The organism is Pseudonocardia humida (assembly GCF_023898865.1).
GTDB lineage: Bacteria > Actinomycetota > Actinomycetes > Mycobacteriales > Pseudonocardiaceae > Pseudonocardia > Pseudonocardia humida.
This window is the reverse complement of sequence record NZ_JAGSOV010000035.1, coordinates 160,366-184,268: the sequence shown is the minus strand read 5'-3', so window position 1 is coordinate 184,268 and position 23,903 is coordinate 160,366. Positions and strand designations below refer to the sequence as shown.

Annotated in this window: 24 protein-coding genes; 10 read left to right on the top strand and 14 right to left on the bottom strand. The window is 75.3% G+C overall.

Going from position 1 to position 23,903, the window contains the following annotated elements; all coding sequences use genetic code 11:
• Nucleotides 1-53: 53 nt before the first annotated feature.
• Genes era through ybeY form a run of 5 tightly spaced genes read right to left on the bottom strand, consistent with a single transcriptional unit; the run spans nt 54 to nt 4,511 of the window.
• A complete protein-coding gene (gene era, locus KDL28_RS16680; protein ID WP_252439596.1) occupies nt 54-968 on the bottom strand; it encodes a GTPase Era in 915 nt (304 codons plus the stop codon).
• Nucleotides 965-2,209, bottom strand: a complete 1,245-nt coding sequence (gene lhgD / locus KDL28_RS16675; protein WP_252439595.1) for an L-2-hydroxyglutarate dehydrogenase — start codon at nt 2,207-2,209, stop codon at nt 965-967. The genes era and lhgD overlap by 4 nt, the downstream gene beginning before the upstream one ends.
• Nucleotides 2,206-2,568: a cytidine deaminase-like protein gene (locus KDL28_RS16670; protein ID WP_252439594.1), complete on the bottom strand. Its 363-nt coding sequence runs from the start codon at nt 2,566-2,568 to the stop codon at nt 2,206-2,208. Before KDL28_RS16670 ends, lhgD begins: the two co-directional genes overlap by 4 nt.
• The gene (locus KDL28_RS16665; protein ID WP_372496985.1) at nt 2,552-3,952 is read right to left on the bottom strand and encodes a hemolysin family protein; all 1,401 of its coding nucleotides are present in this window, start codon (nt 3,950-3,952) and stop codon (nt 2,552-2,554) included. The genes KDL28_RS16670 and KDL28_RS16665 overlap by 17 nt, the downstream gene beginning before the upstream one ends.
• Nucleotides 3,953-3,962: 10 nt before the next feature.
• The gene (ybeY, locus tag KDL28_RS16660; protein ID WP_252439593.1) at nt 3,963-4,511 is read right to left on the bottom strand and encodes an rRNA maturation RNase YbeY; all 549 of its coding nucleotides are present in this window, start codon (nt 4,509-4,511) and stop codon (nt 3,963-3,965) included.
• Nucleotides 4,512-4,573: 62 nt separating this feature from the next.
• On the opposite strand from ybeY, the gene KDL28_RS16655 reads away from it, so the two are divergent.
• A complete protein-coding gene (locus tag KDL28_RS16655) occupies nt 4,574-5,815 on the top strand; it encodes a D-arabinono-1,4-lactone oxidase (RefSeq protein WP_252439592.1) in 1,242 nt (413 codons plus the stop codon).
• 237 nt (nt 5,816-6,052) lie between these two features.
• Here KDL28_RS16655 and KDL28_RS16650 read toward each other — a convergent pair whose 3' ends face one another.
• The 3 genes from KDL28_RS16650 to KDL28_RS16640 form a co-directional block, all read right to left on the bottom strand.
• Entirely contained in the window at nt 6,053-7,084 is a 1,032-nt protein-coding gene (locus KDL28_RS16650) for a PhoH family protein (protein ID WP_252439591.1), read from the bottom strand.
• Between the two features lie 144 nt (nt 7,085-7,228).
• Nucleotides 7,229-7,879, bottom strand: coding sequence for a response regulator transcription factor (locus KDL28_RS16645; protein ID WP_252439590.1), 651 nt, complete (start codon nt 7,877-7,879; stop codon nt 7,229-7,231).
• Entirely contained in the window at nt 7,876-9,009 is a 1,134-nt protein-coding gene (locus KDL28_RS16640) for a sensor histidine kinase (protein ID WP_252439589.1), read from the bottom strand. Before KDL28_RS16640 ends, KDL28_RS16645 begins: the two co-directional genes overlap by 4 nt.
• Nucleotides 9,010-9,139: 130 nt before the next feature.
• On the opposite strand from KDL28_RS16640, the gene KDL28_RS16635 reads away from it, so the two are divergent.
• On the top strand, nt 9,140-9,610 hold the full coding sequence (locus tag KDL28_RS16635) for a DUF6069 family protein (RefSeq protein ID WP_252439587.1): 471 nt from the start codon (nt 9,140-9,142) through the stop codon (nt 9,608-9,610).
• Here KDL28_RS16635 and KDL28_RS16630 read toward each other — a convergent pair.
• From KDL28_RS16630 to hrcA, 4 genes are all read right to left on the bottom strand, one after another.
• On the bottom strand, nt 9,543-10,445 hold the full coding sequence (locus KDL28_RS16630) for an alpha/beta hydrolase family protein (RefSeq protein WP_252439585.1): 903 nt from the start codon (nt 10,443-10,445) through the stop codon (nt 9,543-9,545). The two genes, KDL28_RS16635 and KDL28_RS16630, sit on opposite strands and share 68 nt — an antisense overlap.
• Before the next feature lie 297 nt (nt 10,446-10,742).
• Nucleotides 10,743-11,492: a 16S rRNA (uracil(1498)-N(3))-methyltransferase gene (locus KDL28_RS16625; RefSeq protein ID WP_252439583.1), complete on the bottom strand. Its 750-nt coding sequence runs from the start codon at nt 11,490-11,492 to the stop codon at nt 10,743-10,745.
• Nucleotides 11,493-11,546: 54 nt separating this feature from the next.
• Nucleotides 11,547-12,704, bottom strand: a complete 1,158-nt coding sequence (dnaJ, locus tag KDL28_RS16620) for a molecular chaperone DnaJ (protein ID WP_252439581.1) — start codon at nt 12,702-12,704, stop codon at nt 11,547-11,549.
• A 118-nt stretch (nt 12,705-12,822) separates the two neighbouring features.
• Complete coding sequence (hrcA, locus tag KDL28_RS16615; RefSeq protein WP_252439579.1) at nt 12,823-13,842, bottom strand: heat-inducible transcriptional repressor HrcA; 1,020 nt, start codon at nt 13,840-13,842, stop codon at nt 12,823-12,825.
• Nucleotides 13,843-14,107: 265 nt separating this feature from the next.
• On the opposite strand from hrcA, the gene KDL28_RS16610 reads away from it, so the two are divergent.
• Genes KDL28_RS16610 through KDL28_RS16600 form a run of 3 tightly spaced genes read left to right on the top strand, consistent with a single transcriptional unit; the run spans nt 14,108 to nt 17,026 of the window.
• A complete protein-coding gene (locus tag KDL28_RS16610; RefSeq protein ID WP_252439577.1) occupies nt 14,108-15,226 on the top strand; it encodes a LolA-like protein in 1,119 nt (372 codons plus the stop codon).
• 17 nt (nt 15,227-15,243) lie between these two features.
• A complete protein-coding gene (locus KDL28_RS16605; protein WP_372496990.1) occupies nt 15,244-16,158 on the top strand; it encodes an ABC transporter ATP-binding protein in 915 nt (304 codons plus the stop codon).
• Between the two features lie 37 nt (nt 16,159-16,195).
• Nucleotides 16,196-17,026 (top strand): ABC transporter permease, encoded by an 831-nt coding sequence (locus KDL28_RS16600; RefSeq protein ID WP_252439573.1) that lies wholly within the window; start codon nt 16,196-16,198, stop codon nt 17,024-17,026.
• A gap of 243 nt (nt 17,027-17,269) precedes the next feature.
• On the opposite strand, the gene KDL28_RS16595 is transcribed toward KDL28_RS16600, so the two are convergent.
• The gene (locus KDL28_RS16595) at nt 17,270-18,070 is read right to left on the bottom strand and encodes an esterase/lipase family protein (protein ID WP_252439571.1); all 801 of its coding nucleotides are present in this window, start codon (nt 18,068-18,070) and stop codon (nt 17,270-17,272) included.
• Nucleotides 18,071-18,182: 112 nt separating this feature from the next.
• Nucleotides 18,183-19,349 carry a radical SAM family heme chaperone HemW gene (hemW, locus tag KDL28_RS16590; protein ID WP_256501873.1) on the bottom strand — a complete coding sequence of 389 codons (1,167 nt, stop codon included), beginning with the start codon at nt 19,347-19,349 and terminating at the stop codon, nt 18,183-18,185.
• 28 nt (nt 19,350-19,377) lie between these two features.
• On the opposite strand from hemW, the gene KDL28_RS16585 reads away from it, so the two are divergent.
• The 5 genes from KDL28_RS16585 to cysD all read left to right on the top strand — a co-directional run bounded on the left by KDL28_RS16585 (nt 19,378) and on the right by cysD (nt 23,902).
• The gene (locus KDL28_RS16585; protein ID WP_252439567.1) at nt 19,378-20,205 is read left to right on the top strand and encodes an endonuclease/exonuclease/phosphatase family protein; all 828 of its coding nucleotides are present in this window, start codon (nt 19,378-19,380) and stop codon (nt 20,203-20,205) included.
• 231 nt (nt 20,206-20,436) lie between these two features.
• Nucleotides 20,437-22,104, top strand: coding sequence for a nitrite/sulfite reductase (locus KDL28_RS16580; protein WP_252439565.1), 1,668 nt, complete (start codon nt 20,437-20,439; stop codon nt 22,102-22,104).
• 9 nt (nt 22,105-22,113) lie between these two features.
• Nucleotides 22,114-22,281, top strand: a complete 168-nt coding sequence (locus tag KDL28_RS16575; RefSeq protein WP_252439563.1) for an Insertion element protein — start codon at nt 22,114-22,116, stop codon at nt 22,279-22,281.
• On the top strand, nt 22,278-22,982 hold the full coding sequence (locus KDL28_RS16570; protein WP_252439561.1) for a phosphoadenylyl-sulfate reductase: 705 nt from the start codon (nt 22,278-22,280) through the stop codon (nt 22,980-22,982). Before KDL28_RS16575 ends, KDL28_RS16570 begins: the two co-directional genes overlap by 4 nt.
• A complete protein-coding gene (cysD, locus tag KDL28_RS16565; protein ID WP_252439559.1) occupies nt 22,979-23,902 on the top strand; it encodes a sulfate adenylyltransferase subunit CysD in 924 nt (307 codons plus the stop codon). The genes KDL28_RS16570 and cysD overlap by 4 nt, the downstream gene beginning before the upstream one ends.
• Nucleotide 23,903: the final 1 nt, after the last annotated feature.

The following is a 23,903-nucleotide window of genomic DNA, read 5'->3' as shown; positions in this document are numbered from 1 at the left end:
GTCGTTTTGGACCGGTCCAAGCGACGACAACCTCGTTCTCGACGGGGTCCGGGTCAGAAGCCGAGCTTGCGGAGCTGGCGGGGGTCGCGCTGCCAGTCCTTGGCGATCTTCACGTGCAGGTCGAGGAAGACCCTGGTGCCCAGCAGCGCCTCGATCTGGCGGCGCGAGTCGGTGCCGACCTGGCGCAGCCGCTCCCCGCCCTTGCCGATCACGATCCCCTTCTGGCTGGAGCGCTCGACGAAGATGTTGGCGTGGATGTTCAGGATCGGGTCCTGCTTGGGGTGGCGCCCCTCCTGCGGGACCATCTCCTCGATCACCACCGCGATCGAGTGCGGCAGCTCGTCGCGCACGCCCTCCAGCGCCGCCTCCCGGATGAGCTCGGCGACCAGGGTCTCCTCCGGCTCGTCGGTGAGCTCGCCGTCCGGGTAGAGCTGGGGGCCCTCCGGCAGCCGCGCGACCAGCAGGTCGGTCAGCAGGTCGACCTGGAAGCCGGAGACCGCCGAGCACGGCACGACCTCGGCGAACGGCATCAGCCCCGCCAGCTGGGTGAGCCGGGCGGTGATCTGCTCCGGTCCCGCCTTGTCGGTCTTGGTGACGATCCCGATCACCGGGGTGCGGTTGGCCACCGAGCGCAGCTCGTTGACGATGAACTCGTCGCCGCGCCCGACCGGGGCGTCCGCCGGCACGCAGAAGCCGATCACGTCGACCTCGGCCCAGGTCTCGCGCACGACGTCGTTGAGCCGGCTGCCCAGCAGCGTGCGCGGCTTGTGCAGGCCCGGGGTGTCGATCAGGATCAGCTGCGCGTCCGGGCGGTTGACGATGCCGCGGATGGCGTGGCGGGTGGTCTGCGGCCGGCTCGAGGTGATCGCGATCTTCTCGCCGACCAGCGCGTTGGTCAGCGTCGACTTGCCGGCGTTGGGGCGCCCGACGAAGCAGGCGAACCCCGACCGGTACTCCGGCTCGCTCACGATCCCGCCCCCAGCGGCGCGAGGCGCTCGCCGGTGAGCCGTTCCAGGATCTCCCGGCCGATGGGCAGCGCCGCCGTCGCCGCCGGGGACGGCGCGTTGAGCACGTGCAGCACCTTCCCTGCGCCGGAACCACCCCCGATCGGGGGCTGCTCGACGAACAGGAAGTCGTCGACGAGGGTGCCGTCGGGCTTCACCGCCTGCGCCCGCACCCCGGCACCGGCCGGGTGCAGGTCGCTCGCCTCGACGTCGGGCAACATCCGCTGGATCTGCTTGACCATGGCCTTCTTCGACAGGGATCGGTGCATCTCGCCCAGCCCGTAGCGCCAGTGCCGCTTCGCGACCTGCAGCATCCCGGGGTAGGTGATGGTGGACAGGAACTCCTTGGGCTTGACCGCGCTCCACGAGTACCCCTCGCGGGCCAGCGCCAGCACCGCGTTCGGGCCGGCGTGCACGTGGCCGTCGACGCCGCGGGTGGCGTGCACGCCCAGGAACGGGAACGCCGGGTCGGGCACCGGGTAGACCAGGCCGTTGACCAGTCCGGCGGCCCGCTCGGAGAACCCGGAGTACTCGCCGCGGAACGGCACGATCCGCACGCCGGGGTCGGCGCCGCTGGCCCGGGCCAGCTCGTCGCCGCGCAGCCCGGCGCACACGACGACCTGCCCGGCCTCCAGCTCCCCTCCCCCGTGCACGACGACGCGGTCGGCGCGGCGGTCGAGCCAGGCCACCCGCCGACCGAGGTGGACGTCGCCGCCCGCCGCGGTGACCAGCTCGCCGAGCTTCTCGGTGACCAGCCGGTAGTCGCAGATGCCGGTGGAGGGGACCCACAGCGCCGCCAGGCCGCGCACGTGCGGCTCGCGCTCGCGCATCCCGGCCGGGTCGAGCTCGTGCACCTCGACGCCGTTGGCGGCGCCGCGGCGGACCAGCTCGGCCATCCGGGGCAGCTCGTCGGGCTCGGTGGCCACCACCAGCTTCCCGCTGACCCGGTGCGGCAGGTCGTGCTCGCGGCAGAAGGCGACCGTCTCGGCGCAGCCGGCCACGGCGAGGCGGGCCTTGAGCCCGCCGGGGGCGTAGTACAGCCCGGAGTGGATGACGTTGGAGTTGTGCCCGCTCTGGTGCGCGGCCAGCGCACCCTCGCGCTCCACCACCGCCACCGTGCGCCCGCTGCGGAGGACGGCGTGCGCGGTGGCCAGTCCGACGATCCCGCCGCCGACCACGACGACGTCGTAGCGGGCGGGCGTCACGCCGGCTCCGCGACGACGGTCTCGACGACGGCGCCCCGGGCGTCCGCGCGGAAGACCGGCGCACCGGGGGCCAGGTCGGCCACCGCGGCCAGCGAGGCCGCGTCGAGCGCGTCGGCCGCGGTGACCACGGCGGCGGCCTCCAGCGCGGTCGCGCCGCTGGACACCGCGGCGGCCACCGCCGCCTGCAGCGCGGTCAGCGCCAGCGACGGGAGCGCGACGGAGGCGGCGGTGTAGGTGCGGCCGTCGGTGTCGCGCACGGCCGCCCCCTCGGCGGCGCCGGTGCGCCCCCGGCTGGACCGGGCCAGCGTGACGATCTTGGCGTCCTCCGGGTCGAGGACCTGCTCACCCGTGCCGGACATCGCTCTCCTCCCGCCGTCCCACCGACGTGTCCACGTGCTCGTCGCGCTCGCCGGGGGCGCCGTCGTCGGTGCCGCTCTCGTCGACGTCCAGCCGCTCCACCAGCACCGAGGAGATCCGGATGCGGCCCCTGGCGTCCTTGCCGCCCTCGGCCAGCAGCGCCAGCCCTGCCACCTCGGCCCGCGCCCCGGGCAGCGGCACCTTGCCCATGCGCTGGGCCAGCAGACCGCCGACGGTGTCGACGTCGACCTCGGCCAGCACGTCGGCCAGCTCGGTCTGCTCGCCGTCGACGCCGGGGAACAGCTCGGCGAAGTCGGTGACCGGGAGCCGGGCGTTGACCCGCAGCCTGCGCTCGTCGAGGTGCACCACGTCGGGCACCTCCTCGCTGTCGTACTCGTCGGTGATCTCGCCGACGATCTCCTCGAGGATGTCCTCGATGGTCACCACGCCCGCCGTGCCGCCGTACTCGTCGACCACGATCGCCATGTGGTTGCGGGCCGCCTGCATCTCCTTGAGCAGCTCGTCGACCCGTTTGCTGTCGGGCACGAACACCGCCGGCCGCATGACCTCGCCCAGCACGGGCACCGGGGCGTCGCCGTCGGGGTCGGCCTCCGCCCGCGCGCGCACGATGTCCTTGAGGTAGGCCACCCCGACGATGTCGTCGATGCCCTCGCCGAGCACCGGGATGCGCGAGTAGCCGCTCTTGAGCGCCAGCCGCAGCACCTTGTCGACGGGGGTGTCGTGCTCGGTCCACACGACGTCCGGGCGCGGCACCATGACCTCGCGCACCAGCGTGTCGCCCAGCTCGAACACCGAGTGAATCATCTGCCGCTCGTCCTCGTCGACGACGCCGCTGGTGCTGGCCATGTCGACCAGCTCGCGCAGCTCGACCTCGGAGGAGAACGGGCCCTGCCGGAAGCCCTGGCCGGGGGTGATCGCGTTGCCGACCAGGATCAGCAGCTTGGCCAGCGGCCCGAGCAGCGTGGCCAGCGCGCGTACCGGGGCGGCGATCAGCATCCCGATCCGGTACGGGTGCTGGCGGCCCAGCGTGCGCGGCCCGACGCCGATCAGCACGTAGGACACCACCACCATGATCGAGGCGGCGATCAGCGCCCCCGCCCACACCGGGCTGATCACCTGGTCGAGGGCGATCGTGAGCAGCACCGTGGCCGCGGTCTCCGCGGCCAGCCGCAGCAGCAGGAGCAGGTTGACGTGGCGGGGCCGGTCGGCGACGACCTTGGACAGCGCCCGGGCACCGGGCCGCCCGGCGCGCATCAGCGACTCGACCCGGGCCCGCGACACCGTGTTGAGCGCGGCGTCGGCGGCGGCGAACACACCGGCCAGCGGGATCAGCAGGACGGCGATGACGATCAGCGTCGTGATCACGGGAGGACGGTCAGCCGTCCTCGGTGGGCTCGGCTAGCCCAACGGTGCCCAGCACCGCGGAGTCGCTGCGCCGCTGCGCGGCCCGCGCGGCGGCCAGCTCGCGGCCCGTGCGCCACTCGCGCAGCAGGCGGTTCTGCAGGCCGAACATCTCCCGCTCCTCGTCGGGCTCGGCGTGGTCGTAGCCGAGCAGGTGCAGCACGCCGTGCACGGTGAGCAGGTGCAGCTCGTCGGCCAGGCCGTGACCCGCCGTGCGGGCCTGTGCCTTGGCGAACTCCGGGCACAGCACGATGTCGCCCAGCAGCGCCGGGCCCATGTCCGGGGCGTCGGGCCGGCGGGACTCCTCGGCCAGCTCGTCCATCGGGAAGCTCATGACGTCGGTGGGGCCGGGCTCGTCCATCCAGCGCTCGTGCAGCTCGGCCATCACCTCGCTGGTGACCGCCAGGATGCTCAGCTCGGCCGCCGGGTTGACGTGCATCGCGTCCAGCGCGTGCCGCGCGACCGACGCGACGAGCGACTCGTCCAGGGCGATGCCGGACTCGTTGCAGACCTCGATGGACACTTCTTCCCCTGCCTCGCTGTCGTGTACGCGCACCAGACTAGCCGCGGGCGGACAATCGGCTCATGACAGGCAGGGTGACCAACTGGGCGGGCAACGTCGTCTTCTCCGCCGATCGACTGCACCGGCCGGGCACCGTGCCCGAGCTGCAGGAGCTCGTGGCCGGCGCGCACCGGGTGCGGGCGCTGGGCAGCGGCCACTCGTTCAGCCCGATCGCCGACAGCCCCGGCGAGCTGGTCACCGTCGCCGACCTGCCGCGGCGGATCGAGATCGACGCCGCCGCGGGCGTGGTCACGGTCTCGGCCGGCTCGACGTACGGGCAGGTCGGCGCCGCGCTGCACGAGGCGGGCTTCGCGCTGCCCAACACCGGTTCGCTGCCGCACATCTCGGTGGCCGGCGCCTGCTCCACCGGCACCCACGGCTCCGGCGACGGCAACGGCGTCCTGGCCGGCTCGGTGCGCGCGGTGGAGCTGGTCGCCGCCGACGGCGAGCTGCGCACGTTCCGCCGCGGCGACCCCGACTTCCCCGGCGCGGTCGTCGCGCTGGGCGCGCTGGGGATCGTCACCGCGCTGACCCTCGACCTGCGCCCGACGTTCGACGTGCGCCAGTGGGTCTACGAGGGCCTGCGCTCGTTCGACGCCGTCCCCGACGCCCTGTCCGCGGCCTACAGCGTCAGCCTCTTCACCCGGTGGGCCGGCGCCGGCTTCGAGCAGTGCTGGATCAAGCAGCTCCCCGACTCCCCGGAACCGGGCCCCGACTGGTTCGGCGCCACCCCCGCCCCGGGCCCCCGCCACATGCTCACCACCGAGGACCCCGCCAACTGCACCCCCCAGGGCGGCGACCCCGGCCCGTGGCACACCCGCCTGCCGCACTTCCGCGCCGAGTTCAAGCCCAGCCGCGGCGACGAGCTCCAGTCGGAGTACCTGGTGCCGCGCGAGACGGTGGTCGACGCGCTCCGCGCCCTCGACGCCATCGCCGACCGCATCGCCCCGGTCCTGCTGGTCTGCGAAGTCCGCACGATCGCCGCCGACGACCTCTGGCTCTCACCCGCCCACGGCCGCGCCTGCGCGGCCCTGCACTTCACCTGGGTCCAGGACACGGCCGCGGTGACCCCCGTCGTCGCGGCGATCGAGCGCGCGCTGGAGCCGTTCAGCGCGCGGCCGCACTGGGGCAAGGTCTTCACCACCGCCCCCTCGGTCGTCCGATCCCTCTACCCGCGGCTCGATGATGCGGAGGAGCTGGTGGCGCGAGTGGACCCGGAGGGGAAGTTCGGGAGCGAGTGGTTGGGGCAGTACCTGCGGCGGTGACGCCGGCTCGGCTCCGGCCTTGAGGGCCTCCGGGGTGGCGTCGCCGCTACGCGGCCGGGCGAGAGGGGCGTCCTCGCAGCGCGTCGTGGGTGTCGCAGCGCTGGCTGGGTTCTCGCAGGGCGCCGGCGGGCTGCGAGAACACCGCTGGATCTGCGAGGTGGCCGAATCACATGCGCAACAGCCCACCGGAACACGGAACGGGCCCCCGCCACGAGCGGCGGGCCGTTCACGTGACGATCAGCGCCGGGCGCGGCGGGCGGCCCGGTTGTCCTGCGGGGGGCCGTTGCGCGGGGCCGAGCGCAGGGCGGGGGCCTCGCGGTCGGCGTCCCAGCGGGCGTAGGCGTCGACGATGTCGGCGACGAGCCGGTGGCGCACGACGTCGGTGCTGGTCAGCTGGGAGAAGTGCACGTCGTCGACGCCGTCGAGGATGTCGCTGACGACCCGCAGCCCGGAACGGGTGCTCCCGGGCAGGTCGACCTGGGTGATGTCGCCGGTGACGACGATCTTGGAGCCGAAGCCGAGCCGGGTCAGGAACATCTTCATCTGCTCGGGAGTCGTGTTCTGCGCCTCGTCGAGGATGATGAACGCGTCGTTGAGCGTCCGCCCGCGCATGTACGCCAGCGGCGCGACCTCGATCGTGCCCGCGGCGATCAGCTTCGGGATGGACTCCGGGTCGATCATGTCGTGCAGCGCGTCGTAGAGCGGGCGCAGGTACGGGTCGATCTTCTCGTAGAGCGTGCCGGGGAGGTAGCCCAGCCGCTCGCCCGCCTCGACCGCCGGGCGGGTCAGGATGATCCGGTTGACCATCTTGGCCTGCAGCGCCTGCACGGCCTTGGCCATGCCGAGGTAGGTCTTGCCGGTACCGGCGGGCCCGATGCCGAACACGATGGTGTGCGCGTCGATGGCGTCGACGTAGCGCTTCTGGTTCAGCGTCTTGGGTCGGATGGTCTTGCCGCGGCGGGAGAGGATGTCGAGGCTGAGCACCTCGGCCGGGGACTCGCCGATGCGGGCGCGGTCGTCGGCGTCGTCGTCGGCCAGCATCTCGACCGTGCGCCGCACGGCGTCGACGGAGACCTGCTGGCCGCGCTCCGCCAGGGTGATCAGCTCGGTGAACACCCGCTCGGCGAAGGCCACGTCGGCCGGGGCGCCGGTGAGGGTGAGTTCGTTGCCACGCACGTGCACGTCCGCCGCGAGCATGTCCTCCGCGCTGCGGAGGTTCTGGTCGCGCGAACCGAGGAGCGCGAGCAGGGCGGCGTCCGGAACGGCCATGCGGGACTGGACGGGATCCGGATGGGTCAAGGGAAGTGCCGCCTGCTTTCGGTGTCGTACCTGATCGGGATGGCATCGATCCTACCGCTGAGCACCGACGGATGCGTGCCTGTTACGGACAGCCGCGCGCCGTTCGTCGAGCGTTCAGGTCAGCTCCGCGTCGTGGGCGAGCAAGGCGATCTGGGTGCGGTTGCCCAGCCCCAGCTTGAGCAGCACGCTCGAGACGTGCGCCTTCACCGTGGCCACGCCCATGTGCAGCTCGGTGGCGATCTCCCCGTTCGACGCGCCCCGCCCGACCGCCGCGGCGACCTCGCGCTCCCGGTCGCTGAGCACCGCGAGCGCGGCGCGGGCCCGGGCCCGCGCGTCGGACCCGGTCGCGGCCCGGTCCATCAGCCTGCGGGTGATGCGCGGCGAGAGGATCGGCTCGCCCGCGGCCACCTTCAGCACCGCCGCCACCAGCTCGGCGGGCGGGGTGTCCTTGAGCAGGAAGCCGCCCGCTCCCGCGCGCAGCGCCCGCAGCACGCCCTCGTCGGCGTCGAAGGTGGTCAGCACGACGACCTCGGGCGGGTCGGTGCGGGCGCGGACGCGGGCGGTGGCGGTGATCCCGTCGACCCGGGGCATCCGCAGGTCCATCAGGACCACGTCGACGGCGTGCGCGTCCAGGGCGGCGGGCACGTCGGCCCCGTCGGCGACCTCGCCGACCACGCGGATGCCGTTGGCGCCGTCGAGCATCATCGTCAGCGCGGAGCGCACCAGCGCGTCGTCGTCGACGACGAGCACCCGGACCCCGCTCATGCCCCCTCCGGCCACGGCAGCGCCGCGACCAGCCGGAACCGCCCGTCGACCGGGCCGTGCTCCAGCCGGCCCCCGGCCAGGTCGACCCGTTCGGCGAGCCCGACCAGCCCGGTGCCGCTGCCCGGCGCGCCTGCCCCCGGACCGGTCGGGTTGACGATCTCGACCACGATCTCCTCGCCGCCGGTCAGCCGGACCTCGACGGGCCGGCCCGCGGCGTGCTTGCGGGCGTTCGTGAGCCCTTCCTGGACCACCCGGTACACCGTGCGGCCGGTGCTGCCACCCGGGTCGGCGCCCAGGTCGTCGTGGAAGGCGACCTCGACGCCCGCCGCGCGCACCTCCGCGACGAGGCAGGGCACGTCGGCGGCCGTGGGTTGCGGACGGCCGTCCTCGGGGTCGGCGCGGAGCACGCCGATCACCTCGCGCAGGTCCTCCAGCGCGGCGTGCGCGTGGGACCGCAGGACGCCGGTCGCCGCGGCGATCCGCTCCGGGCTGGCGTCGGGCCGGAACTCGATGGCGCCCGCGGTGGTGGCGACGAGCGAGAGCCGGTGGGCGAGGACGTCGTGCATCTCGCGGGCGATCCGCGTGCGCTCCGCGGACCGCGCCTGCGCCACCCGCGACTCCTGGTCGGCCTCGGCGCGGCGCGCCCGCTCGCGCAGCGAGGCCAGCAGCGCCGCCCGCGACTGCGCGTACGCGCCCCAGCCGAGCAGGGCGGCGTGCGCGATCAGGACGAGCGCCAGCCACCAGCCGAAGGGCAGTCCGTCCGTCGGGCGCCATGCGTAGCGGACGGCGTGCGCCGCCGCGCCGAGCGCGGCGACGGCGGCCGCCGTAGCCAGCGGGCGGGTGCGGGCGATGCGCAGCGCGCCCGCGGTGGCGGCGGGGGTCGCGGCCGGGGAGACCGCGGCCAGCACCGCGAGCCCGACCGCCACCCGCACCGGCGGGCGGACCGCGATCAGCGGCACCACCGCCGCGGTGCTCAGCACGGCGACGACCAGGTCGACGACGAGCAGCGCGCCGCCGGGCGGCGGGCTGGTACCGACCGGGACGGTGAGCCCGGCGAGCACGCCCAGGGCCAGCACGAAGCCCGCGCGCACCGGGAGCGGCGCCCGCTCGCCCGCGGCCGGCAGATCCATGCCCCGACCCTAGGTCCGCGACCGGTCGGCGGACACCGACCAAAGTCGGAGGGCCCTCGTCCTCCGGTCGCGGTGGGCACCGACGCGCGGCCGATGCACGGGGGTGCGCGGCACCGGCACGGTTTGCCCCATGACGACAACGAGCGCTCCGCCCACGTCCCCCCGCCCGCGACGCGCGTCGGTCGTCCTCGGCGCCGTGCTCGCCGCGACCGCGGTGTGGGCCGTGCTGCGCCAGGTCGGTGGCGTCGACCTCGCCGTGGCCACGGCGTCGGGTCCGGCCGCGGTGGGGCTGCCCGCCGTCGTGCTGACCGCGCTGGGCGCGGGGCTGGCCGGGTGGGCCGCGCTGGTCGGCCTGGAGCGCTGGACCCGCCACCCGCACCGCACGTGGCGGGTGCTGGCGGGGAGCGTGCTGGCGCTCTCCCTGCTCGGCCCGGTCACGACCGCGCTCAGCCCGGCCTCGGCGGGCGGCCTCGTCGCCCTGCACGTCGCCGTCGGCGCCGCGCTCCTGTCCCTGCCGAGCGGGGTCGCTGCCGTCAGTGGTCCAGGAGGCGGAAGGCGGCGTCGCGGCAGGCGCGCCAGGCGTCGGTGGCCGGGTCGATGACCGCGAAGTGGTCGACGCCGGGCAGGGTCACCAGTTCGGCGGCGTCGCCGGCGGCGGCGACGAACAGCTCGCTCTGCCGGATCGGGACGTTGGCGTCGAGGGTGCCGTGCACGCAGACCACCGGCACCCCCAGCGGGAGCCGGGCCACCGGCGAGGCCAGCGCGTACCGGTCGGGCACCTCGGACGGCATGCCGCCCAGGAGGTCGGGCACGGCCTGCTGCCCGACCCGCCGCTCGGCGGCGTCCACCAGGTCCAGCACCCCGGCCTGGCTCACCGCGCCCCGCAGCCGGACGGCCGGGCCGGCCCCGGGAGCCCCCGCGGGCAGGCCCGGGCGCGCGGCCAGCCAGGCCGCGAGGTGGCCGCCCGCGGAGTGCCCGACCGCGACCACCCGGTCCAGCGCCAGCCGGCCCCCGGCCGCCTCCTGCCCCGGCCCCGCCAGCCGGTCGACGGCCGCGGCGACGTCGTCGAAGGTGGCCGTCCACCCGCCGTCGGCGCCGACGCGCCGGTACTCGACGTTCCACACCGCCACCCCGTCGCGGACGAGGTCCTCGGCCAGCGGGCGCCCCAGCTCCAGCCCGTAGGCCTTGCGCCAGAACCCGCCGTGCACCACGACCACCACCCCGCGGACGGGACCGTCGCCGTCGGGCAGGGTGAGCTCGCCGAACTGGCTGGGGTGCGGGCCGTAGTCCAGGCGCACCGGGGTGCCCGTGGGCGCGGGTGAGGAGCTCGGCGCGGGGGTGGGCCGCCGGTCGGCGCAGGCCAGCACCAGCGACGGCAGCACCGCCACCGCGGCCCCCAGCCCGACGAGCCGACCCAGCGCACGGCGTGGCGTCATGCCGGCGAGCATCGCACGGCACCGCGGGTGGTGCCGCGCCGCGGCGGGGGGGGGGGCGCCCCCCCGTCGCCGGGGCGGGGTGGGGGCCGCCGCCGCGGCGCGGGGCCGCCGGTGGAGGGGGGTCCCCGGCGGCGTCGCGGGTGGGCCCACCCGCGTCGCGATCCGATCCGGACCAGCCGGATCGGACATCCGGGACGGTATCGCCGCCCGGTCCGACACGCCCCACGCGTCACCCGGCCGTCGCGTGTCGCCGTCCCGGGCCCCGGATCCGGCCCGGCGGCACCACCGCGGCCCGGCTCAGGTGGGGTCGGGCGCCCAGCGGCCGGTGAGGGCGCCGAGGGCGCCCAGCGCCACCGCGGCCGCGGTGGAGGCGCGCAGGACCTCCGGGCCCAGGCGCACGGCCCGGGCACCGGCCGCGGTCAGCTCCGCGATCTCGCCGTCGCTCAGCCCGCCCTCCGGCCCGACGACCAGCAGCAGCTCCCCCGCGGCCGGCAGGTCCAGCTCGGCCAGGCCGACGGTCGCGGACTCGTGGAGCACGAGCGCCAGGTCGGCGGCGGCGACGCGGGCGGCCAGGGCCGCGGTGGTGAGGGGCTCCCCCACCGACGGCACCCACGCCCGGCGGGCCTGCTTGGCGGCCTCGCGGACCGTGGCGCGCCAGCGGGCCAGGGCCTTGTCGCCGCGGGGCCCTGGCTCCCACCGGGCGATGCAGCGGGCCGCCTTCCACGGCAGCACCTCGTCGACACCGGCCTCGGTGGCCAGCTCGACGGCCAGCTCGCCGCGGTCGCCCTTGACCAGCGCCTGGGCCAGGGTCACCCGGACCGCGGGCGGGGCCAGGGCGGTGCGCCCGGCGACCACGAGCTCGACGGCGTCCTTCGCGACCGCGACCACCTCGGCCCGCCCCAGCCCACCGCGGCCGTCGGCGACGAGCACGGCCTCACCGACGCGCAGCCGCTTGACCGCGGCCGCGTGCCTGCCCTCCGGCCCGTCGAGCAGCAGCGGACCCGACGCGGGGACGGACTCGACGAGGAACAGCGGCGCAGTGCTCATGGTCGTGAGTGAGTATCACGGTCAGGACCGTGATACCCACTCACGACCCCGTGATCAGCGGCCGAAGGAGTCGCGCAGGCGGGAGAAGATGCCGTGGCCGTTGCGGTTGCCGCCGACCAGGTCGGGCTGCTCCTCACCGCGCATCGCGGCCAGCTGGCGCAGCAGGTCGACCTGGTCCTTGGTCAGGTTGGTCGGCACGGCCACGTCGACGTGCACCATGAGGTCGCCGTGCCCGTCGACCCGGCCGGTGGAGCGCAGCCGGGGCATGCCCTTGCCGCGCAGCGTCTGCACCGCGCCCGCCTGCGTGCCCGGCTCGACGTGCAGCTCCTCCACGCCGTCCAGGGTGGGCAGCGGGAGGGTGGTGCCGAGCGCGGCGGCCGTCATCGGGAGCTGGACGGTGCAGTGCAGGTCGGCGCCGTCGCGGGTGAACAGCTCGTGCGGCTCCTCCTCGACCTCGACGTAGAGGTCGCCCGCGGGGCCACCGCCCGGGCCGACCTCGCCCTGGCCGGCCAGCCGCACGCGCATCCCGTCGGCCACGCCCGCCGGGATGCGCACGCCGACGGCGCGCCGCGAGCGGACCCGGCCGTCGCCGCCGCACTGGCGGCACGGGTCGGTGATGATCTCGCCGAAGCCGCGGCAGTTCGGGCAGGGCCGGGACGTGACGACCTGGCCGAGGAACGAGCGCTGCACGCTCTGCACCTCGCCGCGGCCCGAGCAGATGTCGCAGACCGAGGGCGCCGTGCCGGGCGCGCAGCCCCCGCCGGTGCACTCCGGGCACAGCACGGCCGTGTCGACCGTCAGGTCCTTGGTGACGCCGGTGGCGCACTCGTTGAGCGTGAGCGGCATCCGGATGAGCGCGTCGGCGCCGGGCTGCACGCGGCTGCGCGGGCCCCGCCCGCGACCGCCGCCCTGGCCGCCGAAGAACGCGTCCATGATGTCGTTGACGCCGAAGCCGAAGCCGAACTGGTCGCCCGGGGCGCCGGCGGCCGCGCCGTTGCCCATCGGGTCGCCGCCCAGGTCGACGATGCGCCGCTTCTCCGGGTCGGACAGGACCTCGTAGGCGGTGCTGACCTCGCGGAATTTCTCCTGCGCCGCCGGGTCGGGGTTGACGTCGGGATGCAGCTCCCTGGCCAGCCGCCGGTAGGCCCGCTTGATCTGGTCGGGCCCGGCGTCCTGTTCGACCCCGAGGGTCCCGTAGTAGTCCCGTGCCACCCTGGCGTTCCCCATGGTCCTTCTCGCTCGGTCGACTCAGCCCAGATGCCTGAGCGTCGAGTGGTGCGCCGGTATTCCGGCTCCGGTTCCGTCCCCCGCCGGTGCCACCCCGACACCGTCAGCGTCCAGCAAGGATCTCACCCACGTACCGGGCCACCGCATGCACCGCCGCGATCGAACCGGGGTAGTCCATCCGGGTGGGTCCGAGGACTCCCATCCCCCCCAGCACCGTGCCCGATCCGTAGCCGATCGAGACCACGGACGTGTCGCGCATCTCCTCGGCCTCGTTCTCCTCGCCGATGCGGATGGTGACGGTGCCGGGGTCCTGCGCGGAGGCCAGCAGCTTGAGCACGACGACCTGCTCCTCGAGGGCCTCGAGCACCTGGCGCAGCGAGCCGGGGAAGTCGGCCACGTTGCGGGTGAGGTTGGCCGTGCCGCCCAGCAGCAGCCGCTCCTCGGGGTGCTCGACCAGCGTCTCGATCAGGATCGTGGACAGCGTGATGGTGACCTCGCGCAGCTCGGACGGCGCGGAGTCGGGCAGGTCGGCCACCGCGGCCGAGGCGGCGGCCAGCGGGCGCCCGGCCAGCGCGCCGTTGATCATCCCGCGCAGCTGGGCGACCTGGTCGTCGGTGAGCACCTCGCCGAGGTCGACGACGCGCTGGTCGACCCGCCCCGAGTCGGTGATCAGCACGAGCATCAGCCGCGCCGGGGTGAGCTGCACGATCTCCAGGTGGCGCACCGTGGAGCGGGTGAGCGTCGGGTACTGCACGACGGCCACCTGGCGGGTGAGCTGGGCCAGCAGCCGGACGCTGCGGCGCAGCACGTCGTCGAGGTCGACGGCGCCGTCCAGGAACGCCTGCACGGCCCGCCGCTCCGCCGCCGACAGCGGCTTGACCTGGGCCAGGCGGTCGACGAAGAGCCGGTAGCCCTTGTCGGTGGGCACCCGCCCGGCGCTGGTGTGGGGCTGGACGATGAGCCCGTCCTCCTCCAGCACGGCCATGTCGTTGCGGACCGTGGCGCTGGAGACGCCCAGGTTGTACCGGTCGACGATCATCTTGGAGCCGACCGGCTCGTGCGTGGCCACGTAGTCGGCGACGATCGCCCGCAACACGGCGAAACGACGTTCGTCGGCGTTCACGCGACGCACCTCCCTGGCTCGACGGGCCTGCTCCCAGTCTAAGCCGTGCGGAGGGCGCACACGCCGGTGCAGGATGCCCCCGGGCCGTCGGACGGGTTCTGCGCTCCGGGGCGCCTGCCGCTCGTGGGACACCGCGCACACCTGGTGGTCACCGCGCACACGTCCCGACATGTGCGCGGCGGCCAACCGGTGTGCGCGGTGCCCGTGCCGCAGCTGAGTTGATCCCCACGGTTTGTTCACAGCTCAACTGGCAACGTGGCCCCACGTGACCGCGCACCGATTCAGCCGGCGCTGGCTGCTGGTGGCGGCCGGGGCCGCGGGGCTCGTCGGGCTGGGCTCCTACACCCCGCCCGCGGCGGCCGTCGAGGTCGACCCGGAGCGGCTGCGCGCCCGCATCGCCGGGGCGCCGCGGCCCTACGTCGGCTACGCGGAGAGCACCGGGCGGCTCGGGCTCCCGGAGATCCCCCGCCTGGAGTCGGTCTCGGAGCTGCTGACCACGACCACCCGCATCCGGGCCTTCGTGGCCGGTGCCGACCGGTGGCGCGTCGACCAGGTCGACAACTCCGGCGAGCGCGGCACCTACCTGGTCGGCGGCGTCGAGTACGCGTGGGACTTCGGCGCCCAGCAGCTCACCCGGGTCGTCGGGCGCACCCCGCTGCGGCTGCCCCGCGCCGGCGACCTGGCCCCGCCGGAGCTGGCCCGGCGGATCGTGCGGCTGGCCCCGACCGATCCGGTCTCGGCGCTGCCCGCGCGCCGGATCGCCGGGCGCGACGCGGCCGGCCTGCGGCTCACCCCGGTCGACCCGGACACCACCGTGGGCCGGGTCGACATCTGGGCCGACGTCGCGGGCGACCCGGCGACAGCGCTGCCGCTGCGGGTCGAGGTGTCCGCGCGCACCGGCGACCCGCTGCTGCTCACCGAGCTGCTCGACGTCTCCGACCGGGTGCCCGACCCCGCCGAGGTCACCCCGACGGTGCCGCCGGGTGCCGGGTCCGTCGCCGTCGGCGCCGCCGACATCAGCGGCGCACTGCGGGTGCTGGAGGCGGCGCCCGCGCCGGCCCGGCTGGCCGGGCGCGACCGCGTCGCGCTCACCGGCACCCCGGACGCCGAGCTGCCCGGCGTCGGGCTGTACGGCTCCGGGCTGGCCGGGTTCGCGCTGATCCCGGTGAGCGGCGACGTGGCCCGCCAGGCGATCGACGGGGCGGGCGCCGGCGGTGGGACGGCCGTCGACGTGCCGACCGGCCGGGCCGTCTCGCTGTCCACCCCCCTGCTGTCGGTGCTCGTGCACGGCAGGCGCGGCGGGAGCGTGCTGATGATGGGCACCGTCGCGGCGCCGGTGCTGGAGCAGGCGCTGCGCGAGCTGCCCGAACGGGGGCCGCGCTGATGCCCGCGACCGACACCGTGATCGTCACCGAGGGGCTGACCAAGCGGTTCGGCCGGGTCACCGCCGTCGACGGGGTCGACCTCGCGGTGCCGCGGGGCGTCCGGTTCGGGCTGCTCGGGCCGAACGGCTCCGGCAAGACGACCCTGGTGCGGATGCTGCTCGGGCTGGTGCACCCGACGTCGGGGACGGTGCGGCTGCTCGACCGGCCGATGCCGCGCGGGGCGGGGGCGGTGCTGCCCAGGGTCGGCGCGCTGGTGGAGGGACCGGCGGCCTGGCCGCACCTGTCCGGGCGGGACAACCTGCGGCTGCTCGACGCCGCCGGGCGCGGCTCGCGCCGGCGCGGTCGGCGCGACCGCGTCGAGGAGGTCCTGCGGCGGGTCGGGCTCGGGGCCGTCGACCGGCGCCCGGTGCGGGCCTACTCGCTGGGCATGCGCCAGCGCCTGGGCATCGCCGCCGCGCTGCTGCGCGGCCCGGAGCTGCTGCTGCTCGACGAGCCGACCAACGGGCTCGACCCGCGCGGCATCAACGACGTGCGCGAGCTGCTGGTCGAGCTGAACGCCGCCGGCACCACCGTGGTGCTGTCCAGCCACCTGCTCAGCGAGGTGGAGGCCCTCTGCACGCGGGTCGGCGTGATGGACCGCGGGCGGCTCGTGCTGACCGAGGACCTCGACGTCCTGCGGGCCCCGACCGGGCGCGTGCTCGTCCGCACGCCCGACCCGGCCGCGGTCGTCGGGCTGCTGGACGGGCAGGTCGTCGGCCGCGACGGCGACGAGCTGGTCGTGCGCGGCGACGATCCCGCCGAGCTGAACGCCCGGCTCGTCGCGGCCGGGATCGCGGTCACCGGGCTGACCGCGCAGCGGCGCAGCCTCGAACAGGTGGTGCTGGAGTCCACCGGCGCCGGTTCCGACCAGGTCGACGGAGGTCGGACGTGAGGGTCCTGACCGTGGCGCACGGGTACCGGAGGCGCGGGTGATCCGGGTCGAGCTGGCGCTCATGCTGCGCAGGCGGCGGGTGTGGCTGTGCTGGACGCTGCTGTGCGCGCTGCCCGCGCTGGTCGCGGTGCTGCTGGCGACCACCCGGCTCGCGCCGGCGCCGGGCCGGGGCGGGGCGTTCCTGTCGGCGGTGGTGTCGAACGGGCAGCTGTTCCCGGCCGCGGCGCTGGCCCTGGTGCTGCCGGTGTTCCTGCCGATCACGGTGGCCGTCGTCGCCGGCGACGCGATCGCCGGTGAGGCGAGCGCGGGCACCCTGCGCTACCTGCTGGCCCGGCCGGTCGGACGGCTGCGGCTGCTGGTCGCGAAGCTGGTCTCGGTGACGGCGTTCGTGCTGCTGGCCGTGCTGCTGGTGACGGTGACGGGCTACCTGGTCGGGGTGGCGGCGTTCGGGTTCGGGCCCGATGCCACCCTCGGCGGCGGGGGCGGGATCGCGTCGCTGTCCGGGGCGGTCCTCACGCCGGCCCAGCTGCTCGTCCGGACCGCCGGCACGGTCGCCTACCTGGCGCTGTGCATGCTCACGCTGGGCGCGCTCGGGCTGTTCTTCTCCACCCTGACCGACTCCCCGCTGGCCGCCGCCCTCGGCGTGCTCGCGGTGGTCGTCACGAGCGCGGTGCTGCTGCCGCTCGACGCCGCCGCCGCAATCCGCACATTCCTGCCCACCACCCACTGGCTGGCCTGGATCGACCTCTACCGCGACCCGGTCCTCTGGCCGTCGATCCGGCGCGGCGCGCTCGTGCAGCTCGGCTGGATCTCGGTGGCCTTCGGCGCCGCCTGGGCCAACTTCGCCACCAAGGACGTCACGAGCTGAGCGCGGGCCGGCGGGTCTCGCGCAGCCGGCACTCGGCCGGCAGCTCGGTTGGCAGCTCGGTTGGCACCGGCACTCCCTCGGCCCCGGCACTCCCTCGGCCCCGTGTCAGGAAAGCCACCATCAGGACACCTGGCGTCCTGATGGTGGCTTTCCTGACTGGGGGGCGGGCGGGGTGGGCGGGGGCGGGTGGGGTGGGCGGGGGCGGGTGGGGTGGGCGGGGACGGGTGGACGGGGAGCGGCGGGTCAGCCGGTTGCGGCGGCGCGGAGCGCGGCGCAGTCGGTGGGCGGGGCGAGCGGGTCGGCGGAGATGCCGCGCAGCACCAGACCGGTGACGGCCTGGTCGGTGGGCAGGCCCGAGTGGGCGACGCGGGACGTCGCGCACACCGACTGCAGCTCGACGTTGACCGCGCCGGCCAGCCGCGCCGAGTCGGGTGGGGTGACGGTCTGGTCGTCGGCGGTCCAGATCGACAGCCACGGCAGCGCGCCACCCACCCCGGCCCTGGCCAGCTCGGCCAGCTCCGCGCTGCCCGGCGCCAGCTGCCGGCAGGCGACGGGGCAGGCGTCCGGGGCCGAGGCCGCGCCCGCGGCGGCCACGGTCGTGCCGTTGAGCGGCGAGCCGAGGGTGACGACCCGGCGGGCCCTGGCCGCCCCGTCCGCACGGGCGACCCACAGCCCGGCGACCACCCCGCCCGCCGAGTAGCCAACGACGTCGACGGAGGGTGCGCCGGCGGCGAGCCGGTCGTCGACGGCCTCGTCGAGCACCTCCACCTGGGCGGCCAGGTCGCCGGTGCCGTCGCCGGCCAAGGTGAGGACCTCGGCCTCGCGCCCGGTCGCCTCGATTCGCGCGGCCAGCGCGCCCAGGCTCTCCCGCGACCCGCCGTACCCGGGCACCAACAGGACGGGCCCGAGCGCGGCCTGGTCGGGCCGGGAGTCGGGGTCGATCGACGGCCCCAGCCCCACGACCCAGCGCACCCCCACGACCACCGCCGCCACCGCGACGACCGCGGCCAGCAGCAGCACGAGCACCCGCCGTCGCGGGCTCACCGCCGTGCCGTCCCGTCGGGCCCCCGGCCACCCCCGCCGCGAGGTTCAGGAACCGGGCGGGGGGCGAGGGGCGGAGGGGCGAGGGGCGGAGGGGACGGGGGGTGGGGCGGCGTCACGCGGGCGCTCCGGCGAGCAGCGCGTGCACGACGCCGTCGGCCAGCAGCCGACCGCGCCGGGTCAGCACCGCGCGCCCCCCGTCGACGACGAGCAGCCCGTCGGCCGCGGCCCGCTCGGCGGCCGCGCGCCCGGCCCGGTCGAGCAGGTCGAGCGGGAGCCCGGAGGCCAGCCGCAGCCGCAGCATCACCCGCTCGGTGTGCCGCTCGCCCTCGGTGAGCAGCTCGCGGTCGGCCTCCGGGGTGCCCCCGGCGGCCAGCGCGGCGGCGTAGCGGGCCGGGTGCTTGACGTTCCACCAGCGGGTGCCGGCCAGGTGCGAGTGCGCGCCGGGGCCCAGCCCCCACCAGTCGCCGTCGAGCCAGTAGCCGAGGTTGTGCCGGCAGGCCGCCTCGGCGGTCGTCGCCCAGTTGGACACCTCGTACCAGGCGAAACCGGCGGCGGCGAGCCGGTCGTCGATCATCTCGTAGCGGGCGGCCGCGACGTCGTCGTCGGGCATCGGGAGCTCGCCGCGGGAGACCTTGCGGGCCATCGCGGTGCCGTCCTCGACGATCAGCGAGTACGCCGAGACGTGGTCGACCCCGGCCTCCAGGACGGCGTCGAGGGAGCCGCGCAGGTCGTCGTCGGTCTCGCCGGGGGTGCTGTAGATGAGGTCGAGGTTGACGTGCGCGAGCCCGGCGGCGCGGGCCTCCCGGGCCGCGGCGACGGCCCGCCCCGGCGTGTGGCGCCGGTCGAGGATGCGCAGGACGTGCGGGGCGGCGGACTGCATGCCCAGCGACACCCGGGTGAACCCGGCCTCGACCAGCCCGGCGAAGAACTCCGGCGAGGTGGACTCGGGGTTGGACTCGGTGGTCACCTCGGCCCCGGGGGCCAGGCCGAACGTCGAGCGGATCGCGCCGAGCACGGCGCCGAGCCGCTCCGCCCCGATCAGCGAGGGCGTCCCGCCGCCGACGAAGACGGTGTCGACCGGGCGCGGCCCGACGGTGGCCGCGGCGAGGTCGAGCTCGCGGCGCACGGCCGCCAGCCAGCCGTCCGGGGAGGCGCCGGAGCCGTCGGGCGCCCCGCCCAGTTCCGCGGCGGTGTAGGTGTTGAAGTCGCAGTAGCCGCAGCGGGCCGCGCAGAACGGCACGTGGACGTAGATCCCGAAGGGCGGCAGCACCGCATCCAGGGTAGGCGCGTCCGGCAGGATCCGACCGGTGGCCACCCTGCGCGTGCTGACCTTCAACACACTCGCCCCCGCGTACGTGGACTACGCCGCCCGCCGCGACGTGCTGCGCGCCGAGCTGCACCGGCTCGACCCGGACGTCGCCGCCCTGCAGGAGGTCGAGCCGGGCCAGGCCGCCGACCTGCTCGGGCCGGGCAGGCACGCGGTCCGCCACCGCAGCACCGACCCGGACGACCCGGTCGGGGCGGAACTGGTGAGCCGCTGGCCGTTCGGCGCGGTGCACCACATCGACCTGCACCTCGGCGCGGCCACCGCGGTGCTGCCGTGGACCGGGGCGGTGGCCGCCGAGGTGCTGGCCCCACCGCCGATCGGGCCGCTGCTCGTGGTGCACCACAAGCCGGTCTGGCCGATCGACCGGGAGGCCGTGCGGGAGCGCCAGGCCGTCGCCGTGGCCCGCGCGGTCGAGGACCTGGTGGCCGAGCGCCCCGCGCACGTGGTGCTGCTCGGTGACCTGGACGCCACCCCGGACGCGGCCAGCGTCCGGTTCCTCACCGGCCGCCAGTCGCTCGACGGCACGAGCGCCGCCTACCACGACGCCTGGGAGAGCGTCCGCGGCGACGAGCCCGGCCACACGTTCACCCCGCGGAACACGCTGGTCCGCGACGGGTCCATGCCGCTGGTGCGGCCGCGGCGGATCGACTACGTGCTGGTGCGCGGCGAGGAGCACGGCCCGACCCTGCGGGTGCGCTCCTGCGAGCTGGTCCTGGCCGGGCCGGTGGGCGAGGTGCAGGCCAGCGACCACTACGGCGTGCTGGCGGAGCTGGAGCCGCCAGGGCGCCCGCCGGGCGAGCTCGTGTGAATCCCCTCCCAGCATGCGGACGCCCGTGGATCGCTGACCGGACAGGTGGCACGCTGGGGCCCATGTCCGCGCTCACCCTGCGTCTCGTGGCCCGTCGCCACGTCGACCTGCACCGGGTCAGCAGCGCGCTCTGTCGGCGCTGAGCCTTCTCGACCCCAGCCGACCGACCCCACCACAACCCGGCCACCGGCCGCGCGCCGTCGCGTGCCGCACGCCACCCGGAGGCACCCCTTGCCCCCCAGCAACCAGCCGGTCAAGCGCAAGCGCGGCGAGGGCCAGTGGAAGCTCGGCCACCGCGAGCCGCTGAACCCCAACGAGCGCACCAAGAAGGACGACGACGGGCTCAACGTCCGCGCGCGGATCGAGAACGTCTACGCCAAGCGCGGGTTCGACTCGATCGACCCGGCCGACCTGCGCGGCCGGATGCGCTGGTGGGGGCTCTACACCCAGCGCAAGCCGGGCATCGACGGCGGGCGCACCGCGGCGCTGGAGCCCGAGGAGCTCGACGACCGGTACTTCATGCTGCGCGTGCGCATCGACGGCGGCGCGCTGACCACAGAGCAGCTGCGCGCGGTCGGGGAGATCTCCCGCGACCACGCCCGCGACACCGCCGACGTCACCGACCGGCAGAACATCCAGTACCACTGGATCGAGATCGAGAGCATGCCGGCGATCTGGGAGCGGCTGGAGGGCCTGGGCCTGCTGACCACCGAGGCCTGCGGCGACACCCCGCGGGTGATCCTCGGGTCGCCGGTGGCCGGCATCTCGGCCGCCGAGGAGGTCGACCCCACGTGGGCGATCGACACCATCCTCGACCGCTACATCGGCAGCCCGGAGTTCTCCAACCTGCCGCGCAAGTTCAAGACCGCGATCTCCTGGCAGCAGGACGTCGCGCACGAGGTCAACGACGTCTCGTTCATCGGCGTCGAGCACCCCGAGCACGGCCCCGGCTTCGACGTCTGGGTCGGCGGCGGGCTGTCCACCAACCCGAAGATCGCTCAGCGGCTGGGCACCTGGGTGGCGCTGGAGGACATCCCGGACGTGTGGGCCGGGATCATCTCGATCTTCCGCGACTACGGCTACCGGCGCCTGCGCCACCGCGCCCGGATCAAGTTCCTGATCGCCGACTGGGGCGCGGCGGAGTTCCGCCGCGTGCTGGAGGAGGAGTACCTCGGCCGTCCGCTGGCCGACGGGCCCGCGCCGGCCATCCCGGAGATCCCGATCGACCACGTCGGCGTGCACAAGCAGGTCGACGGCCGCAACTACATCGGCGTCGCGCCCGCGTCGGGCCGGGTCTCCGGCGGCACCCTGATCGACCTGGCCGACGCGGCCGAGGCCGCCGGGTCGGGCCGCGTGCGGCTCACCGCCCAGCAGAAGATCGTGGTGCTGGACGTGCCCGACGAGAACGTCGAGGCGCTCGTCGCCCGGCTCAACACGCTGGGCCTGCAGGCCGAGCCGTCGCCGTGGCGGCGCTCGACCATGGCCTGCACCGGCATCGAGTACTGCAAGCTGGCCATCGTCGAGACCAAGGAGCGGGCCATCCGGCTGGTCGACGACCTGGAGAAGCGCCTGGCCGACCTGCACCCCGACGTGCCGATCTCGATCCACCTCAACGGCTGCCCGAACTCCTGCGCGCGCACCCAGGTCGCCGACATCGGGCTCAAGGGCCAGATCGTCACCGACGCCGCGGGCGACCAGGTGGAGGGCTTCCAGGTGCACCTGGGCGGCGGCCTCGGGCTGGACGCCGGGTTCGGCCGCAAGCTGCGCGGGCTCAAGGTCACCAGCGCCGAGCTGGGCGAGTACGTCGACCGGGTCGTGCGCCGGTTCGTCGAGCAGCGCACCGAGGGCGAGCGGTTCGCGCAGTGGGTGCTGCGCGCCGACGAGGCCGACCTGCGATGAGGGCCCGGGATGAGTGAGCGCGCGGTGCCCTTCTACTGCCCGTACTGCGGCGAGGAGGACCTGCGCCCGGCCGAGCAGACCGAGCGCGTGCCGCACGGCGCCTGGTACTGCGCGGGCTGCCTGCGGACCTTCGCCGTGAAGATGATCGGAATCGGAGTCCCGGAGGTGTCGAAGTGAGTGTTGCGACCGAGACCGATCTTCGAGCAGTCGCCGAGCGGGGTGCGGCCGAGCTGGGCCCCGACGCCACCGCGGGCCGGCTGCTCGACTGGGCCGCCGCGACGTTCGGCCGCCGGCTGATCGTGGCGTCGAACATGCAGGACGCCGTGCTGGTCGACCTGGCCGCCAAGGCCCTGCCCGGCGTCGACGTGCTGTTCCTGGAGACCGGCTACCACTTCGCCGAGACCATCGGCACCCGCGACGCCGTCGAGCACGTGTACGACGTGCGGATGGTCGACGCAACGGCCGAGCACACGGTCGCCCAGCAGGACGGCCTCCTGGGCAAGGACCTGTTCGCCCGCGACCCGAACCGGTGCTGCGCGCTGCGCAAGGTCGCCCCACTGGAGCGCACGCTGAGCGGCTACGACGCCTGGGTGACCGGCGTCCGCCGCGTCGAGGCGCCGACCAGGGCGAACACCCCGCTGATCAGCTACGACGAGAAGTTCGGGCTGGTCAAGATCAACCCGCTGGCGGCGTGGAGCGACGACGAGATGCAGGCCTACATCGACGCCCACGGCGTGCTGGTCAACCCGCTGGTGGCGGAGGGCTACCCGAGCATCGGCTGCGCGCCGTGCACGGCCAAGCCGCTGCCCGGCGCCGACCCGCGCAGCGGCCGCTGGGCGGGCACGGGCAAGATCGAGTGCGGGCTGCACGTCCAGTGACCGCCTTCGTCAGCCCCGCCGCCCCCGCCGTCCGGGACGCGCTCGACGCGCTGGAGTCCGAGTCGATCCACATCTTCCGCGAGGTCGCAGGCGAGTTCGACCGCCCGGTCATCCTGTTCTCCGGTGGCAAGGACTCCACGCTGCTGGTGCACCTCGCGGTCAAGGCGTTCGCCCCGGCCCCGGTGCCGTTCCCGCTGCTGCACGTGGACACCGGGCACAACTACCCGGAGGTCATCGACTTCCGCGATCGGCTCGCCGCGCGCCTCGGGCTGCGCCTGCACGTCGCGCACGTCCAGGACTGGATCGACGACGGCAGGCTCACCGAGCGCCCCGACGGCACCCGCAACCCGCTGCAGACCGTCCCGCTGCTCGACAGCATCAACGAGCACCGCTTCGACGCCGTGTTCGGGGGCGGGCGCCGCGACGAGGAGCGCGCCCGCGCCAAGGAGCGCATCATCAGCCTGCGCGACGCGTTCGGCCGCTGGGACCCGCGCAGCCAGCGCCCGGAGCTGTGGAACCTCTACAACGGACGGCACGCCGCGGGCGAGCACGTGCGGGTGTTCCCGATCTCCAACTGGACCGAGCTGGACGTGTGGCGCTACATCCAGCGCGAGGGCGTCGAGCTGCCCTCGATCTACTACGCGCACCAGCGCGAGGTGTTCCGCCGCGACGGCATGTGGCTGGCCGAGGGCCCGTGGGGCGGACCGCGTGGCGCGGAGAGCCTGGAACTCAGGTCGGTGCGCTACCGGACCGTCGGCGACGGCTCCTGCACCGGCGCGGTGGAGTCCACCGCCTCGACGCTCGACCAGATCATCGACGAGGTCACCGCGTCCCGGCTGACCGAGCGCGGCGCCACCCGGGCCGACGACCGGCTGTCGGAGGCCGCCATGGAGGACCGCAAGCGTGAGGGGTACTTCTAGC

What these genes read in the sequence shown, in the direction of transcription:
- KDL28_RS16670 (WP_252439594.1), bottom strand. Translation starts at nt 2,568, where the DNA reads ATGTCCGGCACGGGTGAGCAGGTCCTCGACCCGGAGGACGCCAAGATC.
- KDL28_RS16655 (WP_252439592.1), top strand. Translation starts at nt 4,574, where the DNA reads ATGACAGGCAGGGTGACCAACTGGGCGGGCAACGTCGTCTTCTCCGCC.
- KDL28_RS16650 (WP_252439591.1), bottom strand. Translation starts at nt 7,084, where the DNA reads ATGGCCGTTCCGGACGCCGCCCTGCTCGCGCTCCTCGGTTCGCGCGAC.
- KDL28_RS16645 (WP_252439590.1), bottom strand. Translation starts at nt 7,879, where the DNA reads ATGAGCGGGGTCCGGGTGCTCGTCGTCGACGACGACGCGCTGGTGCGC.
- KDL28_RS16640 (WP_252439589.1), bottom strand. Translation starts at nt 9,009, where the DNA reads ATGGATCTGCCGGCCGCGGGCGAGCGGGCGCCGCTCCCGGTGCGCGCG.
- KDL28_RS16635 (WP_252439587.1), top strand. Translation starts at nt 9,140, where the DNA reads ATGACGACAACGAGCGCTCCGCCCACGTCCCCCCGCCCGCGACGCGCG.
- KDL28_RS16630 (WP_252439585.1), bottom strand. Translation starts at nt 10,445, where the DNA reads ATGACGCCACGCCGTGCGCTGGGTCGGCTCGTCGGGCTGGGGGCCGCG.
- KDL28_RS16625 (WP_252439583.1), bottom strand. Translation starts at nt 11,492, where the DNA reads ATGAGCACTGCGCCGCTGTTCCTCGTCGAGTCCGTCCCCGCGTCGGGT.
- KDL28_RS16575 (WP_252439563.1), top strand. Translation starts at nt 22,114, where the DNA reads ATGAGTGAGCGCGCGGTGCCCTTCTACTGCCCGTACTGCGGCGAGGAG.